The organism is Actinomadura darangshiensis, assembly GCF_004349235.1.
GTDB lineage: Bacteria > Actinomycetota > Actinomycetes > Streptosporangiales > Streptosporangiaceae > Spirillospora > Spirillospora darangshiensis.
This window is the reverse complement of sequence record NZ_SMKY01000195.1, coordinates 1-17,262: the sequence shown is the minus strand read 5'-3', so window position 1 is coordinate 17,262 and position 17,262 is coordinate 1. Positions and strand designations below refer to the sequence as shown.

17 protein-coding genes are annotated in these 17,262 nt (G+C 72.4%); 3 read left to right on the top strand and 14 right to left on the bottom strand.

Annotated features, from left to right (window positions below):
- Window positions 1-1,745, bottom strand: a 1,745-nt coding sequence (locus E1293_RS31940) for a RecQ family ATP-dependent DNA helicase (RefSeq protein WP_132201210.1), incomplete at its 3' end; no start/stop codon positions are given.
- Between the two features lie 153 nt (window positions 1,746-1,898).
- Here E1293_RS31940 and E1293_RS31935 point away from each other — a divergent pair.
- From E1293_RS31935 to E1293_RS31925, 3 genes are read left to right on the top strand one after another with little or no spacing between them, the layout of a single operon-like run.
- Entirely contained in the window at window positions 1,899-3,269 is a 1,371-nt protein-coding gene (locus tag E1293_RS31935; protein WP_243716854.1) for a threonine/serine exporter family protein, read from the top strand.
- Between the two features lie 52 nt (window positions 3,270-3,321).
- On the top strand, window positions 3,322-3,648 hold the full coding sequence (locus E1293_RS31930) for a hypothetical protein (RefSeq protein ID WP_132201209.1): 327 nt from the start codon (window positions 3,322-3,324) through the stop codon (window positions 3,646-3,648).
- A 9-nt stretch (window positions 3,649-3,657) separates the two neighbouring features.
- Window positions 3,658-4,809, top strand: a complete 1,152-nt coding sequence (locus E1293_RS31925; RefSeq protein ID WP_132201208.1) for a DUF6745 domain-containing protein — start codon at window positions 3,658-3,660, stop codon at window positions 4,807-4,809.
- An 84-nt stretch (window positions 4,810-4,893) separates the two neighbouring features.
- Here the strand turns inward: E1293_RS31925 and E1293_RS31920 are convergent, their stop codons facing one another.
- The 13 genes from E1293_RS31920 to E1293_RS31860 form a co-directional block, all read right to left on the bottom strand.
- Window positions 4,894-5,280: an ATP-binding protein gene (locus tag E1293_RS31920; protein WP_165978483.1), complete on the bottom strand. Its 387-nt coding sequence runs from the start codon at window positions 5,278-5,280 to the stop codon at window positions 4,894-4,896.
- Between the two features lie 153 nt (window positions 5,281-5,433).
- On the bottom strand, window positions 5,434-6,288 hold the full coding sequence (locus E1293_RS31915) for an STM4011 family radical SAM protein (protein ID WP_132201206.1): 855 nt from the start codon (window positions 6,286-6,288) through the stop codon (window positions 5,434-5,436).
- Window positions 6,288-7,586 carry an STM4012 family radical SAM protein gene (locus E1293_RS31910; protein ID WP_243716852.1) on the bottom strand — a complete coding sequence of 433 codons (1,299 nt, stop codon included), beginning with the start codon at window positions 7,584-7,586 and terminating at the stop codon, window positions 6,288-6,290. Before E1293_RS31910 ends, E1293_RS31915 begins: the two co-directional genes overlap by 1 nt.
- Window positions 7,583-8,383 (bottom strand): STM4013/SEN3800 family hydrolase, encoded by an 801-nt coding sequence (locus E1293_RS31905; RefSeq protein WP_132201204.1) that lies wholly within the window; start codon window positions 8,381-8,383, stop codon window positions 7,583-7,585. The genes E1293_RS31910 and E1293_RS31905 overlap by 4 nt, the downstream gene beginning before the upstream one ends.
- The gene (locus E1293_RS31900; protein ID WP_132201203.1) at window positions 8,371-9,441 is read right to left on the bottom strand and encodes an STM4014 family protein; all 1,071 of its coding nucleotides are present in this window, start codon (window positions 9,439-9,441) and stop codon (window positions 8,371-8,373) included. Before E1293_RS31900 ends, E1293_RS31905 begins: the two co-directional genes overlap by 13 nt.
- Window positions 9,438-10,391, bottom strand: a complete 954-nt coding sequence (locus E1293_RS31895; RefSeq protein WP_132201202.1) for an STM4015 family protein — start codon at window positions 10,389-10,391, stop codon at window positions 9,438-9,440. The genes E1293_RS31900 and E1293_RS31895 overlap by 4 nt, the downstream gene beginning before the upstream one ends.
- Window positions 10,388-11,362 (bottom strand): STM4015 family protein, encoded by a 975-nt coding sequence (locus tag E1293_RS31890; protein ID WP_132201201.1) that lies wholly within the window; start codon window positions 11,360-11,362, stop codon window positions 10,388-10,390. Before E1293_RS31890 ends, E1293_RS31895 begins: the two co-directional genes overlap by 4 nt.
- An 88-nt stretch (window positions 11,363-11,450) precedes the next feature.
- Window positions 11,451-12,266 (bottom strand): MetQ/NlpA family ABC transporter substrate-binding protein, encoded by an 816-nt coding sequence (locus tag E1293_RS31885; protein ID WP_132201200.1) that lies wholly within the window; start codon window positions 12,264-12,266, stop codon window positions 11,451-11,453.
- 20 nt (window positions 12,267-12,286) lie between these two features.
- The gene (locus tag E1293_RS31880) at window positions 12,287-12,943 is read right to left on the bottom strand and encodes a methionine ABC transporter permease (protein ID WP_132201199.1); all 657 of its coding nucleotides are present in this window, start codon (window positions 12,941-12,943) and stop codon (window positions 12,287-12,289) included.
- Window positions 12,940-13,944 (bottom strand): methionine ABC transporter ATP-binding protein, encoded by a 1,005-nt coding sequence (locus E1293_RS31875; protein ID WP_132201198.1) that lies wholly within the window; start codon window positions 13,942-13,944, stop codon window positions 12,940-12,942. Before E1293_RS31875 ends, E1293_RS31880 begins: the two co-directional genes overlap by 4 nt.
- Window positions 13,945-14,311: 367 nt before the next feature.
- Window positions 14,312-15,100: a DUF4097 family beta strand repeat-containing protein gene (locus E1293_RS31870; protein ID WP_132201197.1), complete on the bottom strand. Its 789-nt coding sequence runs from the start codon at window positions 15,098-15,100 to the stop codon at window positions 14,312-14,314.
- A complete protein-coding gene (locus E1293_RS31865; protein ID WP_132201196.1) occupies window positions 15,097-15,744 on the bottom strand; it encodes a response regulator in 648 nt (215 codons plus the stop codon). The genes E1293_RS31870 and E1293_RS31865 overlap by 4 nt, the downstream gene beginning before the upstream one ends.
- Window positions 15,732-16,991, bottom strand: coding sequence for a sensor histidine kinase (locus tag E1293_RS31860; protein ID WP_132201195.1), 1,260 nt, complete (start codon window positions 16,989-16,991; stop codon window positions 15,732-15,734). The genes E1293_RS31865 and E1293_RS31860 overlap by 13 nt, the downstream gene beginning before the upstream one ends.
- Window positions 16,992-17,262 lie beyond the last annotated feature (271 nt).

The window sequence follows — 17,262 nt, the reverse complement described above, 5'->3', positions numbered from 1 at the left end:
GCCCAGTCCCAGGCGGCGAGGACCTTGATGACGGCGTCGACCAGGTCGGCGGGGACGTCGGTGTCGCCGGCGGCGAACAGGTCGCGCAGGCGGTTGCCCCAGCCGATGTCGGTGAGGCGGCCCAGGGCCCGGCCCGTCTCGGCCTGGAGGCCGGGTTTGATGCGGCCGGAGAGGCCCAGGTCGTCCTTCACGCCGGTGGGCCACATGCGGCGGGGGGCGAGGTCTACGCCGGGACGGTGCAGGCGGTCGCGCGCCTGGGTCGCGCTGTCTTGGGCGACGTCGGTGGGCCAGTGGCGGCCCGTGCAGTTGTCGCAGCGGCCGCAGGACGTGGCGGCGGGGTCGTCCAGCTGGCGGCGCAGGAACTCCTCTCGGCAGGCGGGCGTGGATATGTAGTCGAGCATCGCCTGCTGTTCGCGGCGGCGTTCGGCGGTGACGCGCTCGTAGCGTTCGCGGTCGTAGGCCCAGGGTGCGCCGGTGGACGTCCAGCCGCCCTTGACGCGGCGGGCGGCGCCGTCGACGTCGAGGACCTTGAGCATCATCTCCAGGCGGGCCCGGTTCAGGTCGACGAGCGGTTCCAGGGCGGACGTGGAGAGCGGGCGGTCGGCGGAGTCCAGGACGTCCAGGGTGGTGCGGACGACGGGTTCCGGCGGGAACGCGAGGCTCGCGAAGTACGCCCAGATGTCGCGGTCCTCCCGGCCGGGGAGCAGGATCACCTCGGCGCGGTCGACGCCGCGCCCGGCCCGGCCGATCTGCTGGTAGTAGGCCACCGGGGACTGCGGGGCGCCCACGTGGACGATGAAGCCGAGGTCGGGCTTGTCGAAGCCCATGCCCAGGGCGCTGGTGGCGACGAGGGCCTTGAGCTTGTTCTCCTGGAGGTCCTGTTCGGCCTGGAGGCGTTCGGCCTGCTCGGTCTGGCCCGAGTAGGCGGCGACCTCGTAGCCGCGGTCGCGGAGGTAGCCGGTGATCTCGTGGGCGGCGGCGACGGTGAGGGTGTAGATGATGCCGGAGCCCGGAAGGTCGCCGAGGTGGTCGCCCAGCCAGGCGATGCGCTGCTCCGCGGTGGGCAATGTCACGGCGGCGAGGTGCAGCGACTCGCGTTCGAGGGGGCCGCGCAGGACGAGGGCGTCGTCGCCGGCGAGCTGCTCGGCGACGTCCTGGGTGACGCGGGCGTTGGCGGTCGCGGTGGTGGCGAGCACCGGGATGCCGGGCGGCAGCTCGGCCAGCAGGGTGCGCAGCCGCCGGTAGTCGGGGCGGAAGTCGTGGCCCCAGTCGGAGATGCAGTGCGCCTCGTCGACGACCACGAGGCCCGCCCCGGCGGCGAGCTTGGGCAGGACGAGGTCGCGGAAGTCGGGGTTGTTGAGCCGTTCCGGGCTCACCAGCAGGACGTCGACGGTGCCCGCCTCGACCTCGGCGAAGATCTGGTCCCAGTCGGAGGTGTTGGAGGAGTTGATCGTGCGGGCGTGGATGCCGGCCCGGTCGGCGGCCTCGATCTGGTTGCGCATCAGCGCCAGCAGCGGCGAGACGATCACGGTCGGGCCTGCTCCGCGCGCGCGGAGCAGCCGGGTCGCCACGAAGTAGACGGCCGACTTGCCCCAGCCGGTCCGCTGCACGACCAGGGCCCGGCGCCGCTCGACGACGAGCGCGCTGATCGCCGTCCACTGGTCGTCGCGGAGCCGCGCGTGGTCGCCGGCGAGGGCGCGCAGGCATCGCTCGGCCTCGTCCCGCAGGCTGTCCGAAGTGCTCATGCGTCCTTGGTACCAGCGCCATGGAAGACGTCGCACCAGAATCGCGTTCTGTGGAAAAGGTGAGGCGAGCCCCAACGGATTTGGGACGCGCGGGACGCGGGTAGCCTGCCAGTCAAGATCGGTTACAGGGCGGGAAGGGACACGAGCGGGGGTATGAACGCGGCGGAACGCTTGCGGCGGACCTGGCAGGTCCTGATGGACGGCTCGCCCCCGGAACCTCCCGAGGAGGAGCCCACCGAGGTCGTCGATCCCCGTGCGGTGGACCTGGTCCTGCGCGTGGGTGAACTGCTCCTGGCGAGCGGCGAGAGCACGGAGCGCGTGAACGAGGCGATGCTCGGCCTGGCGGTGGCCTACGAGCTGCCCCGCTGCGAGGTCCAGGTCACGCTGACGAGCCTTCTCGTGTCGGCCCACCCCGGAGGGGGCGCGCCACCGATGACGGGGACCCGCGCCATCCGGCGCCGTACCCCGGCCTACTGGCGGCTCACCGCGCTGCACAAGCTCGTCCAGGACGCGTCCATCGGCATGGTGGAGCTGGACGAGGCCCACAAGCGGCTCGCGGAGATCAAGCGCGGCCGCCCCCCGTACCCGGCCTGGCTGCTGGTCGTGTCGCTCGGCCTCGTCTCGGCCTCGGGCAGTGTGCTGTCCGGCGGCGGGCCCCTCGTCGCGACCACCGCGTTCATCGCCACCCTGCTCGGCGACCGCGCCGCCGCCTACCTGGCGCGCCGCGGCATCGCGGAGTTCTTCCAGCTGACGGTGGCCGCCGCGATCGGCGCCGCGGCGGCCGCGATCGTGGTGGCGATGGGCAATCCGGGCCAGGCCGCCACGGTCGTCACCGGCGCGATCCTGGCGCTGCTGCCCGGGCGTCCCCTGGTGGCGAGCATCCAGGACGGCATCACCGGCGACCTGGTCAGCGCCGGGGCGCGGGTGCTGGAGGTCTTCTTCATGATCGCGGCGATCGTCGCGGGGCTGGGCGGGGTGGTCTACATCGCGGTCAGCATGGGCGTGCCGATCGACGTCAGCCATCTGCCCACGCCGGCGGCGAAGCTGGAACCGGTCGCGGTCATCGCCGCCGCCGCCATCTCGCTGACGTTCGCCGTGTCGCTCGCCACCCCGCGGGACGTGCTGGCGGCGGCGGCGCTCGGCGGCGCGCTGATCTGGGTGCTCTACGTGGTGGCGCGCGGATGGGACGTTCCACCGGTCCTGGCCGCGGCCGTGGCCGCCACCATCGTCGGTGTCCTGGCGAGCTGGCTCGCGCGCAGGCACGGGCAGCCCGTCATGCCGTACGTCGTCCCAATGATCGGCCCCCTTCTCCCTGGGACGGCCCTGTACCGCGGCATGGTCGAACTCAACACCGGCTCCCCCAGCACGGGCGTGCTGAGCCTCATCGGGGCGGTGTCCGTGGCGCTCGCGCTGGGCGCCGGCGTGAACCTCGGCGGCGAGCTCGTCCGGGCGTTCCAGCGCGTCGGCCTGAGCGCCTCCGGCCGCTGGGCCCGCCCCGCGGCCCGCCGGACCCGCGGCTTCTGACCCCCGTTTCGCCGGTGCTCATTCTGTCGGTGGCGGACGTTACGTTCGCGGCATGTACCGACAGGGAGACGTCCTGATCCTGCCCGTGCCCGAGGAGGCGGTTTCGCGGTCCGTCCGCGACCTGCCGCCGTCCCCGCGGGACGGCCGGGGCCGCATGGTGCTCGCGCTGGGCGAGGCCACCGGGCACGCGCACGCGCTGACCGCGCCCGGTGCGCTGCTGCGCACCCCCGATCCGCTCGTCCCCGACCATCTGCACCTGCCGTCCGGCGGGCGGCTGGTGCATGAGGAGCACGCGCCGATCACCCTGCCCAAGGGCTGGTACCGGGTGGTCCGGCAGCGCGAGTACGTGCCCGGCTCCGTCCGCGTCGTGGCCGACTGAGGGGGCAGGATGCTCACCGCGACGGCACGCGAGACGCATTACGTGGTCGGCGACTGGCAGGCGGCGGCGTTCGCCACCGGTCCCGCCGACCGTGCCCGGGCCGAGGCGGGCGTGGCCGCCGCCTACGCGTCCGCCGGGCTGGACGCCCCGGAGCGCTACCTGTGGGTGCCCTCCCCCGCGCGCGGCGCCGTCGCGGCGGCCGTCCTCGCGGGGCACGGCGACACGCTGAAAGCGGCCGGGCTGGACGACCTGCTGGCGCAGGCCCAGGAAGACCTCGGCGACGCCACCGCGGGGAAGAGCGTCCTGACGGACGTGCGCACCCGCCCGTGGGAGGCGGAACGTGCGGCGGCCTGCTCCGAACAGGGGCCGGAGCAGTGGCCGCGCACCTGGGGCGACACCGGCGGCCTGCTCTGGAATCAGGTGCAGGCCCTGGTCACGCGGGTGCGCGGCGCCATCGGCGACCACGCTCGCGGCCGGTCGGCCGCGACCGGCGACCTGCGGCCGACGCGGCAGGAGGACGCGGCCGGGTCGCTCCTGCGCGCCGCCACGCTCGACGCCGTCCTGGGCCAGCACGACGCCCCGTGGCTGGCGCTGTTCGAGGCGCTCGGACGGCTGGACGGCCCGCTCGCCGGCCTGGCGGAGGCCGCCCGCTCGGCGGGCTGGTGGTGGCCCTACGAACGGCTGGTGATCCTGTCGGAACGTCCTGGCGAGCTGCACCGCGACGAGCCTGGGCGGCTGCATCGCGGCGATGGCCCCGCCCTCGCCTACCCGGACGGTTTCGCCCTGCACGCCTGGCGCGGCATGCCGATCCCGCACGATTTCATCGAGTCGCTGACCGATATCACGCCCGACCGCATCTCGTCCGAGCAGAACGCCGAGCTGCGCCGCGTGATGCTGGAGATCTTCGGCTACGACCGCTACCTGGCCGAGACCGGTGCGCGCCCCCTGCATCGCGACAAGACCGGCGTCCTGTGGACGATCGACCTGCCGGGCGACGAGCCCGTGGTCATGGTGGAGGTGGTCAATTCCACACCCGAGCCAGACGGAACGCACCGCACCTACTATCTGCGCGTCCCGCCCGGCACCCGCACAGCGCGCGCGGGAGTCGCCTGGACGTTCAGTGTGGACGAGGCCGACTACCACCCCGAGAAGCAGACCTGAGCTTTCGGGCGGCCCGGGTTGCCCCCGGTCCGGCGGGGCGTCCCCTGGTCGCACTTCCCCAGTCACCAGGGGACGCCCGCCCCTTCACGCAGTGGTCGTCTGCGCCCAGGTGACCTTTCCGTCGGCGGTGGAACGCCAACCCCACGAGCGTGCGAGGGCACCGACGAGCATGAGCCCGCGGCCGCCCTCCGCCTGGAGGTCGACGATGGGCGCCGCCGGGCCCTCCGGGTTGTCGTCCCACACCTCGACCATGGTGGTCCCGTCGTCGGTCAGGTAGAGGACGAGCGTGATCGTGTTCGCGTGGCGGATCGCGTTGGTGACCAGCTCGCTGGTGATGAGTTCCAGGTCGCCGTTGACGTCGGACCGGTTCCAGCTCTCCAGCGCGGAACGCACCGTGTCGCGCGCCGCCCGCACCGCGCTGTCCACTGGTTTCAGCGCGAGGACGAAATGGGGTCGATGTCGTTGGTCCACGGATCCGCCTAAAGCTCGCCGGCTATCGCAAGCATGCGCCCTCGGCGACGGTCGTGCACGGGGATCCCGCCGCTCTGCCATGTCCGGTCAGGGACGGGGGCGCTCCGAATCCCCTCGCCGTTCGCAGCGTGCCAGCTCCGCTATGTCACCGGGTCACGCCTGGCCGAAGAGTGCGGGGATGCGTTCCAGGACGCCACCGGCGAACGTGTCGTAAAGGCCGAGCGGTTCGAGATGGACGTATCCGATGTGGCAGTCGCACGTGTCCAGAGGGCATGGACGCGGGGCGAGTGCGTCCTGGAACGTGCCGTCATAGAGGTTGCCCAGTACCGATGGCACGAAGTGGCAGCGGCGGACCGTTCCGTCCCCGTCCACTGACACGACCGTTTCGCCCGTCCGGCAGGCGAGGCCGCGGCTGGCATGTGGGCGGCGGCTCACCGGGAACAGCGGATCGATCCCGGTCCAGGAGGCGGCCTCGGCGTCGTCGTAGACGCGCCCTTCGGCGGCGTTGACCCACAGGTAGGTCCCCGCGGGCAGGTCGGCGCGCAGGCGGCGGGCGGCGTCGAGGTGCTCGGGCTGCCCGACGATGCCGACGCTGAAGCGCACCCCGCGCGACGCCAGGTCGCGGCATTTGCCGAGGAATCGCTCGTAAGGGACCTGGCCGGGGTGGTAGGTCGCCCACAGTGCCAGCCGCGTGAGGTCGGCGTCGGCCGTCCACGACACGCGGTGGCTCAGGTTCGTCTGGATCGCGACCCGTTCGACGTGCGGAAGGTGGCTCAGGCCGGTCAGCGCCCGCCGGTACCAGGACCGCACGAGCCCTTCACCCCACGGCGTGAACAGCACCGACACGGGGCGGCCGCAGCCCGCGACCCACTCCGTGAAGCGTTCGAGCGCGGCCCGGTCGGCGCGCAGCTGCTCGGACGTGTCGCGGCGCTTGGCGAACGGGCAGTAGGGGCAGTCGTAGTCGCAGCTGGCGAGCGGCCCGCGGTAGAGGATCGTCAGGTGGTCCATCACCGCGCCTCGTAGGCGTCCATCAGCGACCGGACGCGGGACGAGAACAGCGCCGGCCCGATGGCGTCGGAGTGGGCGAGCCCTTCCGGCGTGAGCCGTACGGCGTCGCCGGACTCCTCAAGCCATCCGCGGTCGCCGAACGGCTTGAGGTCGGCCGGGAAGTCGTCCATCGGGTCGGCGCCGAAGCGCGCGCGGTAGGCGTTCCGGTCGACACCGTTCGCCTGCAGAAGGGACTGGACGAGATGCCGGCGCCGTTGTTCGTCAGCGTCCAGTTCGAAACCCACGCGGGCGGTCGTGAAGTCGGGCTCGCGCACGTAGTCGTCGATGATGGAACGCACCTGACTCGCCCCGACCGCGTACTCGAACGAGTAGTGCAGGCGGGACGTGTAGGAACGGGCCCCGCACCCCAGGCCGACCATGCCGTCGGTCTGGCAGCAGTACTCCGTCCCGCCCGCCTCAGCGGACGGCAACCGGAACATCCGCATGGACACCTGCTCGTAGCCCTCGGCCAGAAGGTGGTCACGGCCGATCCCATACAGGGTGAGGCGCTGGTCGTCCCAGTCTTGGGCGCGCCGCCCGAGCCCTGTCAGCGGACGCACATAGAGCGGATACAGGTAGATCTCTTCTGGGCGCCACGCAAGGGCGGCGTCCAGGGAGTGCATCCATGTCGCGGGTGTCTGGCCGTCGATGCCGTAGATGAGGTCGATGTTGAGGATCGGGAAGCCAACGGCACGGATCCGGTCGAGCGCGGCCTCCACTTCGGCGCGTTTCTGTGGCCGGACGGCCGCACGCGCCTCCTCGTCCAGGAAGCTCTGCACACCGATGGATATCCGGGTGGTGCCACGTTCGGCGAGGACGCTCAGCCGGTCGGTGGTGGCCGTCGCCGGGGACGTCTCCACGCCCAGCGGCCCGGAACCGAACCCGGGGAACCGTGCGGCGATGTCGCAGAGCCGTTCCAGTTCGGGCGCGGTGAGGTAGGTCGGGGTCCCGCCACCGAAGGCCGCGGTGGCGAAGGCGGGGGCGTCCCCGGTGTCGAGGGAGTCCAAGGCGTCCAGGACGGCCGTGGCCTGCCGGTCGAGCGCGTCCAGGTAGGCGCCGGTCAGCTCTTCGGGCGCGCCGGTACGGGTGAAGAGGTTGCAGAAGCCGCACCGCATCTCGCAGAACGGGACGTGCAGGTAGAGGAAGAGCGCGTCCAGCGGCTCCCCCGCCCACACGTCCTGTAGTGCGGGCGCCGGTAGCAGCGGACGGTAGGCGGTCTTGTGCGGGTACGCGTACACGTATCCCTGGTAGGGCTTCACGACAGAACGAACTCTCCGTACGGAACGGTCCAGACGACTTCATGGCCGATGCGGTGACCCGTGTGACCGTCCTCGCCGTAGGCCGTCCCGTGGTCGGAGCAGACGATGACGAAGCACGGGCGCCGCATCAGGGCGAACAACCGGCCGAGATGGGCGTCGACATGGCGGAGGGCGGCGGCGTGGCTCTCACGTGTGTCCCCGTCCGAGCGTGAGGCGCCGTCCAGGTAGAACCAGTTGGGCTGGTGCAGGGACGCGACGTTCAGCAGCAGGAACAGGCGCCGTTCGGCAGGCAGCCGCGCCATGATCTCGGCGATGCGGCCGATCTGGTTGGGCAGCGACTCCGGGTCGGTCACGCCGAACTCGCGCTCCCAGTGGCTCTCCGCGAACAGCGACGGCAACGCGGATCCGAGCGGTGTCAGCTTGTTGAAGAACCCGACACCGCCCACGCAGACCGTGTGATAGCCGACGGAGGCAAGCCCGGCAGGCAGGTCGGCGGCGTCGAACGTCCAGGTACCGGAGTCGGTCGTCTCGCTACCAGGGAACGCCCCGGCGAACAGACGCGGATGCGGCCCAGGCGAAGCGGGCGTCGGAAGGAATCCGGCGAGCATCGCCGCATGCGCGGCATAGGTGAAACTGCCCGGCGTGTGGCGGCGCTCCCAGCGGCCGCCCGGGAGCAGCCCGCCAAGGGTCGGGGTCTCTCCGGCCTCGGCCAGTTCGGCGGCCACGTCATAGCGCAGCGTGTCGAGCGTCACCAGCAGCACATCGTGGCTGCCGATGACCTCGTTCATGTCGTCCATGCGGGCAACACCATTCTGACCTGGGCGCCATAGGTGTCGAGCCCCTCGGCGCCACCACCGGGCAGGCCGGTCAGCCCGGGAAGCAGGTCACCGAAGGCGTTCACCTCGCACACCGCGAACCGCTTCAGCCCGTGCCCGACGAGGAGGTCGACGCCGGCCATCGGGCTGTTGGGGAAACAGGCGGCGGCCCGCGCGCACACGTCCAGCGCCCGCCGCCAGCCGTCCTCGCCAAGCGCGCGCTGGACGGCCCCGAGGTCTCCCCTGGAGCCACCCAGGTGCAGGTTCGTCATCGGGGTCCGGCTCGTCCGGACGACCGCATGCGTGGGTTCGCCGCCGATGAGGACCACACGCAGGTCGAACACGCGTCCGCCGAGCGTCGCCTTGGGCAGCCATCGCTCCACGTGCAGACCGTCCGGTGCGAGCAGGCCGATCAGCGCCGCGACCTCCTCCTCGGTCGAGTACGACCGCACGCGCAGGGAGTTGAACAGCATGTCCCCCGCCATGGACGCCGACGTCACCGCCCTGACACGGCCCGGTGCCGTCTGCAGCGCGACGACCCCGGACGCCGAGGAGCCGTGCGCCGGCTTGACGAACACCCGCCGCTCCCCCGCCTCGTCCATCCGGGCACGAAGCGCCACATATCCATCGACCTCGGGCAACGCGGCCGGGACCGGCACTCCCGCCGAGAGCAGCCGCGCGTGCGTCAGCCGCTTGTCGAACATGACCCCGATCTCGTCGACGTCCCCGAGGAGCCGGGCGCCCGAGGCCGACGCCGCCGAGGACAGCCGGCGCAGCGCGGCCGTGAACGTCCGGTGCCAGCGTGCCCCGCCGCCCACCCGGGCCGGTTCGCCGGGGCCTCGCAGCAGCGCGTCGGCCTCGGCGTCCTCACCGGGCGAGTCGACGCGGACCACATCGCCCGCATCGAAGGCGAGCGGCGTGCCGCGCAGGAGGTCCGGCCATGGGACGAGCCGGGGTTCTGGCAGCCCCGCCGACCGGCACGCCTCCGCGAACAGCGCGGGACGCCGGTCGCCGGGCGTCCCGACCACGACGAGGCTCATTCCGAGACCGCGATGTACAGGGCGCTGGAGGCCCACTCGTCGCCGTCCCACTCCGCCTGGCCGACCGCGTCCCTGAGGTCGACCTCGACCCCGGGCAGCGCCGCCTTCAGCCGCTCCACCATCGGCTCGCTCAGGAACGCGTGGTGCAGGTCGAGCTTCCGCAGGTGGGTGAGGGGCTGCCCGGACAGCAGCGCCTCGGCGCCGCGGTCGGACAGCATTCCCATCGCCAGGCTCAGCGACTCCAGCCGCGGGACGACGGGGGCGCTCGCGAGGGACTCCGCGAACTCGTCCTGGAACGGGCCGTTCTCCAGGCCGAGATGCTTCAGGGAGGGGAACCGCTCACCGGTCAGGAACGGAGCGAAGTCCTCGGCGGTGGACGTCCCGTCGTACCACTCCGAGCCGATCCAGAGGTCCAGGTGCTCCAGCGCGGGCAGCGCACCGCCCGCCACCGCCCGCACGACCTCGGCGGGGAGCCCGCCGGACTCGATCCGCAGCGCCTTCAGCCGATCGTGCCGCAGCGGCCCCAACCGCAGGTCGGACGCGCCGCGGATCTCGAAACGCTCCAGTGCCGGGTAGGCCTCGAACAGCGGCGAGATGTCGCCGTGCTTGATCCAGGAGATGTGCAGGTCCCAGTCGAGGATGTCGCCGAGGAACAGCGCCCGCAGGCGCGGGAAGCGCCCCGCGTTGTCCACCAGCCACTCCACCGGAGCGAACTCCTCGGTGTCGAACCCCCAGAAGCCGATGACGAGATGGGTGACCTGCGCGGTGTCGACGGCCTCCAGGAAGCGGCCGAGGTTCTCGGGGACCTCCGCGCCCCACACGCCGTTGTCGGCGACGTGGTGGTAGATCCCCCACGCCACGTCGCCCGCGGCGGGCAGCGGGCCGTCCGGCGCACCGTCGAAGGTGTGCACCGGAAGGCCCGCGAACGCGGCGAGGCGCTCCTGGATCATTCGGAGACCGCGATGTAGTGCCAGTCGCCGTGCGGCTTCTCCTGGTCGCCCAGGTCGACCTCCACACCGGGCAGCGCGGCCTTCACCCGCTCGACCATCCCGTCCGACAGGAAGTGGTGGTGCAGGTCCAGTTTCCGCAGGTGGGTGAGCGGCTGGCCGGACAGCAGCGCCTCGGCGCCCTGGTCGGTCAGCACGCCCATCGCGAGGCTGAGCGACTCCAGGCGCGCGACGACCGGCGCGCCCGCGACCGCCGCCGCGATCTCGTCCTGGAGTTCGCTGTCCTCAAGGCCGAGATGGCGCAGCGCGGGCAGCCGCTCGCCGCCGAGGAAGGGCGCAAGGTCGGCGACCGTGGCGTCGCCGCCGTAGTTGTCCTCGCCGAGCCAGAGGTCGAGGTGCTCCAGGTTCGGCAGCTCGCTCGACCCGACGGCCCGCACGATCCGCGCCGGCAGCCCGCCCGACTCGAACCGCAGCACCTTCAGCCGGTCGCTCTTGACCGGGTCGAGGACGAGCCCCTGCGCGCCGCGCACCTCGAAGCGCTCCAGCTCGGGGAACGCGGCGAACAGCGGCGTGATGTCGGCGTGCTCGATCCAGGAGATCTCCGCCTCCTCGGCGGTGATCTCGCCGAGGAACAGCGACCGGAGCCTCGGGAAGGACGCGGCGGCCTCGGTCAGCAGCGCCACCGGGTCGGCGGCGCCGTCGTCGTAGGACGCGCCCCAGTAGCCGATGATCAGCGCCGTGATCTCGGCGGTGTCGATCGTCCGCAGGAACCGGGCGAACAGCTCGGCGAAGGGCTCCTCGTCGAAGGACGTCCCGACGAACCAGGCGGCCTCCCCGGCGGGCGGGAAGTCGTCCCCGGTGACCGGGTCGGCGGCCGTGCCGCGGCCGTCGCCATCGTCGTCGGTGCCGGTGTCCTCGTTGAACGTGGCCACCGGCAAACCGACGTATTCCTCTGCGTGCTCATATATGGCCATGGGTCCCCTATCGCGAGATCGTCGGCAATGTCTTACCAGGACCGGCGGACAAATCGCGGCGCTTTCCGCGCTGAGGGAACGGCCGGAGTCAGGTCGCGATCAGCACCGACCCCTTGTACTTGTCCTCGACGTACTTCTTGACCTCGGGGCCCTGCAGCAGCTGGACGAGCTTCTTCACGCGCGGGTCGTCCTTGTTCTCCGGCAGCGTGACGATGCCGTTGGCGTACGGGTTGCCCTCGGCCTTCTCCGCGGCGAGCGCGTCCTTGCTCGGCGCCAGCCCGGCCTCGATGGCGTAGTTCCCGTTGATCACCGACAGGTCGACGTCCTCCCGCGAGCGCGGCAGCTGCGCGGCCTTCAGCGGCTTGATCTTCAAGCCCTTCGGGTTGCTCGCGATGTCCCGCTCGGTGGCGCTGGCCGGCGCGTCCGGCTTGAGGGTGATGAGGCCGTTGTCGGCCAGCAGCTTCAGCGAGCGTCCCTCGTTGGCCGGGTCGTTCGGGACGGCCACGGTCGCCCCCCGCGGGACGGCCTGCAGGCTCTTCACCTTCCCCGGGTACACGCCGAGGGGCTCCAGATGGACCGGCGCGACGAACGTCAGCTTCGTCCCGGACTTCTTCTCGAACTCCTCCATGAACGGCACGTGCTGGAAGTAGTTGGCCGTGACCTGCTTCTCCTTCAGCGCCGTGTTCGGCTGCTGGTAGTCGCTGAACGTCACGATGTCGAGCTTCAGCCCGGCCTTGCCCGCCAGATCGTCCTTGACGTACTTCAGGATGTCGCCGTGCGGGACGGGGTTGACCGCGACCTTCAGCGGGGCGTCCGGATCCTCGGACGCCCCGGACGAGCCGCACGCGGTCAGGCCCGCGAGGAGACCGACGGAGGCCAGGGCGATAGTGATCTTGCGAAGCACGAGCAGTGCCTTTCTGTGCGTTACCGGTGGGTCAGCCGGCGGGCGACGAGGTCCCCCGCGGCCTGGATGAGCAGGACCAGGACGATCAGCAGCGCCACGGTCGCGACCATGACCTTGGTCTCGAAGCGCTCGTAGCCGTAGACGACGGCGAGGTTGCCGAGCCCGCCGCCGCCGACCGTCCCGGCCATGGCCGTGTAGCCGATCAGCGCGATGACGGTGACGGTCAGCCCGGACACCAGGCCCGGCCGCGCCTCGCGCAGCATGACCTTGCCGACGATCTCCCGGCGGGTGGCGCCCATCGCGTCCGCCGCGGCGAGCACGCCCGGGTCGACCTCGCGCAGCGCGATCTCGACGAGCCGCGCGTAGAACGGGATGGCGCCCACGGTGAGCGGGACGATCGCGGCGGCGTTGCCGATGCTGGTGCCGACGACGACCCGGGTGAACGGGATGATCGCCACCATCAGGATCAGGAACGGCAGCGACCGGCCGATGTTCACCACCACGCCGAGCCCCTTGTTCACCGGCGGCGCGGGCAGCAGCCCGCCGCGCTCGGTGATCACCAGCAGCACCCCGAGCAGCAGCCCGAGGACGGCGGTGAACAGCGTCGCGACACCGGTCATGTAGAGGGTCTCGCGGGTGGCGGGCCACAGCAGCGGCATGACCTCGTCCCAGCTCATCGGGCGTCCTCCCGGTCGGGGTTCTTGATCTCCACGGCCAGGCCCGACTCGCGCAGGAACGCCAGCTGCGCGGCGTTCTGCGGCGGGTCGCCGGGCAGTTCGAGCTGCAGCCGCCCGACGCGCTCGCCGCCGACGGTCTCCACGGCGCCGCCGAGGATGTTGACGTCCACCGAGTACTTGCGGGCCAGCGCGGACACGAACGGCTCGCCGGTGGCGCCGCCGGTGAACGTGACCTCGATCAGGGTCGAGCCGTCGCGGGGCTCGGCGGGCGGCAGCGGGAACAGGCCGCGGGCCAGCTCCGAGCCCGGGCGGGCGAGCAGCTCGGGCACCGGCCCCGACTCGGTGAACCGGCCGTCGCGCATGACGGCGGCCGAGTCGCAGATGCGCTTGACCACGTCCATCTCGTGCGTGATCAGCAGGACCGTGAGGCCGAGCCGGCGGTTGAGGTCGCGCAGCAGCGCCAGGATCGACGCGGTCGTCTCCGGGTCGAGCGAGGACGTCGCCTCGTCCGACAGCAGCACCCGCGGGCGTCCGGCCAGCGCGCGGGCGATGCCGACGCGCTGCTTCTGCCCGCCGGAGATCCGCGCCGGGTAGGCCCCGGCGTGCTCGGTCAGCCCGACCAGCTCCAGCAGTTCGGCGACGCGCTTCGCCCGCTCGGCGCGCGGGACGCCCATGACCTCCAGCGGGAACGCGACGTTCCCGGCGACCGTCCGGCTGCCGAGCAGGCCGAAGTGCTGGTGGATCATGCCGATGCCCTGGCGCGCCCGGCGCAGTTCCCCACCGCGCAGCGCGAGCAGGTCCCGGCCGCCGATCACGACGCGGCCCTCGTCCGGGCGTTCCAGGAGGTTGACGCAGCGCAGCAGGGTGCTCTTGCCGGCGCCGCTGCGTCCGAGCACGCCGAACACCTCGCCCTCGGCGACGGTCAGGTCGACGCCGTCGACGGCGGTCACCTCGCGGCCGCGGCCGCGGTAGACCTTACGAAGTTTTTCGATCTGAATCACAGGGAATCACCCATGCGGACGGGGCCACCGGACGGGCGGCGACGATCAGGACGGGAGCGAGTGGCGCGGCGCGCTCAGGAGAGCCCGGGAGGGTACGGCGCGTGGCTCAGCAGGTGGCGTTCGAAGTACATGCGCGACTCGGGTCTCGGAGTTCGCTCGCTTCGGGGCGCGAGGCTCAGGCGGGGGCCCTCAGCGGTCACACATTCGCCGGCGACACGTACACCGCACGACCCGCGGAGTCAGCGGGCGGTGCACAGGGCGTACGGAAGGCATGTAAGCAGTTAACCGCCTCCACATAAATGAGGCAAATCCCCAGGATGTGACCCTCCCCTCGCCCGACCAGCTCGTTGGCTTGCGGGGGCGGGGGTCAGTCGTCGCGGTAGTCGAGGTAGGTGGCGCCGGAGCCGCTATGGACGTTTATGCGGTTCTGGGCGCTGTCGTCTACCAGGGCCTTGTTCAGATGGGCTGTGCCGGAGCCCGTCCAGCCGGCGACGCGGTAGTGCGAGCCCGGCGGGACGATGATCTTCGCGAGGCCGGAGCGGGCCGTCGCGTCCACCGTCTGCGGGGGCTCGGCGTAGCGGAGATCGAGCACGCCGGACGACACGGTGGCCTGCGTCTTCGCGGCGGCCAGCCCCCGGCCCTTGATCGTGCCGGACCTGGCCCGCAGCCGCAGCCGGCCGCGCGCTCCGGCCACGTTGATCTCACCCGAGCCGGTCCGCAGGTCGAGGTCGCCGGACAGCCCGCGGACGTCGATCTGCCCCGACCTGGAGACCGCCGACACCCGTGTTCCGGCCGGGACGCGGACGTCGATGTCAGCGCCGCACTCGGCGCCGATCCAGTCCGCGCCGGAGCAGCGGAACGTGACGAACAGCACGTCGTCCACGATCGACTCGGCGACCTCGGGCTTGCTGAGACCCCACCGGAGGTCCTTGTAGACGCGCGCCTCGCCGTCCGGTCCGGGTCCCACGGAGACGCCGGCGCCGTCCATGTCGAGGCGCAGTTCCCTGATCGCGTGCCGGTAGGGGGTCTCGGACGCGTCGGTGCGGCGGACGGCCCGTCCGAACGCCAGCAGGCCGACGGGGGCGACCACGATCAGCGCGGTCGCGACCGCCAGGGCGACCCACACCCCGCGCCGCCGGGGACGGCCCGCGGTCACGTCTCCCCGTCCAGGAACCGCAGGACGGCGAGGACGCGCCGGTGGTCGCCCTCCGCGTGCGGGAGGTCGAGCTTGGCGAAGATGTTGTTGATGTGCTTGGCGACGGCGCTCTCGCTCACCACCAGGGCCGCGGCGATGCCGGCGTTGGAGCGTCCCTCGGCCATCAGGGCGAGGACCTCCTTCTCGCGCGGGGTGAGCCGGTCGAGCGGGTCGCGGTGGCGGCGCAGCAGGAGCTGCGAGACGACCTCGGGGTCCAGCGCGGTGCCGCCGGACGCGACGCGGCGCAGCGCGTCCAGGAAGACCGCGACGTCGGCGACGCGGTCCTTGAGCAGGTAGCCGACGCCGCCGGCGCTGATCGACAGCAGGTCGGCCGCGTACCGCTCCTCGACGTACTGCGACAGCAGCAGGACCGCGACCTCGGGCGACTCCCGCCGCATGACCAGCGCGGCGCGGACGCCCTCGTCGGTGAAGCCGGGCGGCATCCGCACGTCCACGATCGCCGCGTCGGGGCGGTGCTCGCGCACCGCGGCGAGGAGCCCCTCCGCCTCGCCGACGGCCGCCGCGACCTCGAACCCGGAGGTCTCCAGGACCTTGGTCAGCCCGGCGCGCAGCAGGACCGAGTCCTCGGCGATCACAACGCGCACGGCAGCTCCACGGTGACGGTCGTCGGGCCCCCGGCGGGGCTGGTGATCCGGAACGTACCGTCCACGGACCGGACGCGGCGGGCGAGACCGGTCAGGCCCGTCCCCCCGGCGGGGTCGGCGCCGCCCGCGCCGTCGTCGCGGACGGTCACCCGCAGCACCTCGCCGTGGCGGACGACGGACACGTCCACCTCGTCCGCCCGCGCATGCCGGACGACGTTGGTGAGGGCCTCCGACACGACGAAGTACGCGACCGCCTCGACGGTGGAGGAGGCGCGCGGCTCGGCGTCGACGCGGAGCCTGACCGGCAGCGGCACCCGCGCGGCGACGCCGGACAGGGCGGCGTCCAGGCCGCGGTCCTCCAGCACGGCCGGGTGGAGGCCGCGGACGAGGTTGCGCAGCTCGGTGAGCGCCTCCTTCGCCTCCTCGTGCGCCTCGACGATCACGCGCATGGCGTCGCCCGGGACGCCGGCGAGCGTCTCGCGGGCCAGCCCCAGGTTCAGCGCCAGCGAGACGAGCCGCTGCTGCGCCCCGTCGTGCAGGTCGCGTTCGATGCGGCGGCGCTCGATGTCGGCGGCGTCGACGACGCTGGCGCGCTGCTCGGCCAGGTCCTCGACGCGCCGCTCCAGCTCCTTCGCGCGGTCGGGGCCGAGCAGCGCGGCGGCGGCGCGGGCGTCCAGCGTCCGCACGCCCGCGGCCGCCCACGGCGCCGCCGCCAGGAGCAGGACACCGGACAGGGTCAGGACCACGACGTGCGCCGGACGGTCGATCAGCGGGCTGGAGTACGGCACCGCCCACGCGTAGAGGCCGGACGTGGCGAAGGCGAGCCCGGCCGCCCACGCGGCGATCACGGTCAGCCCGCCGCAGGCCAGCGCGGGCCCGGCGAGCAGGTGGTACTGGAGGACCCGCCACAGCTCGGGCGAGCGGAGGTCGCGGAGCACGTCCCAGGCGCGCCCGCCGTCGAAGTCCGGCATGGGAGGGATGTCCAGGCCGAGCACCGCCCAGCACCGCTCCCGCTGCCAGGACGTCAGCGGGCGCAACGCGAGCAGCAGCAGGACGACCGACGTGCCGATGACGAGCAGGACCGGCGTCACGCGTGCGGGCGTCCAGAACGTCCAGAGGAAGCCGAGAATGATCCAGCCGGCGAACTGGAGCGGCACCCCGGAGGCGGTGAACACCGTGTCGCGCCACGCCGCCGCCGACCACGGAGCGTGCACGCGGGCACGCCGGGCCGCGGTGATGGATGCCATGAGGGAACCGTATTGCCGCATTTCGTCCGGCACCATGGCCCGCACTGCAGATCCGATGGTGAACCTAGTGCCACCCCAAGTCGGATATGCGCGTTACTGACCGTGACCCGGGCGGCGGCGAGGCTGGATCGAGCATCCGGAACACGATCACCGCCCCCAGGAGTCCTCCATGGTCACCGGCGTCACGCACCCAGGCCCTCGCAAGAACGTCATCCGCTGGAACGGGCACCGCCCGGCGCCCCCCGTCGAGCGGCGGGCGTTGGAGAGCCGG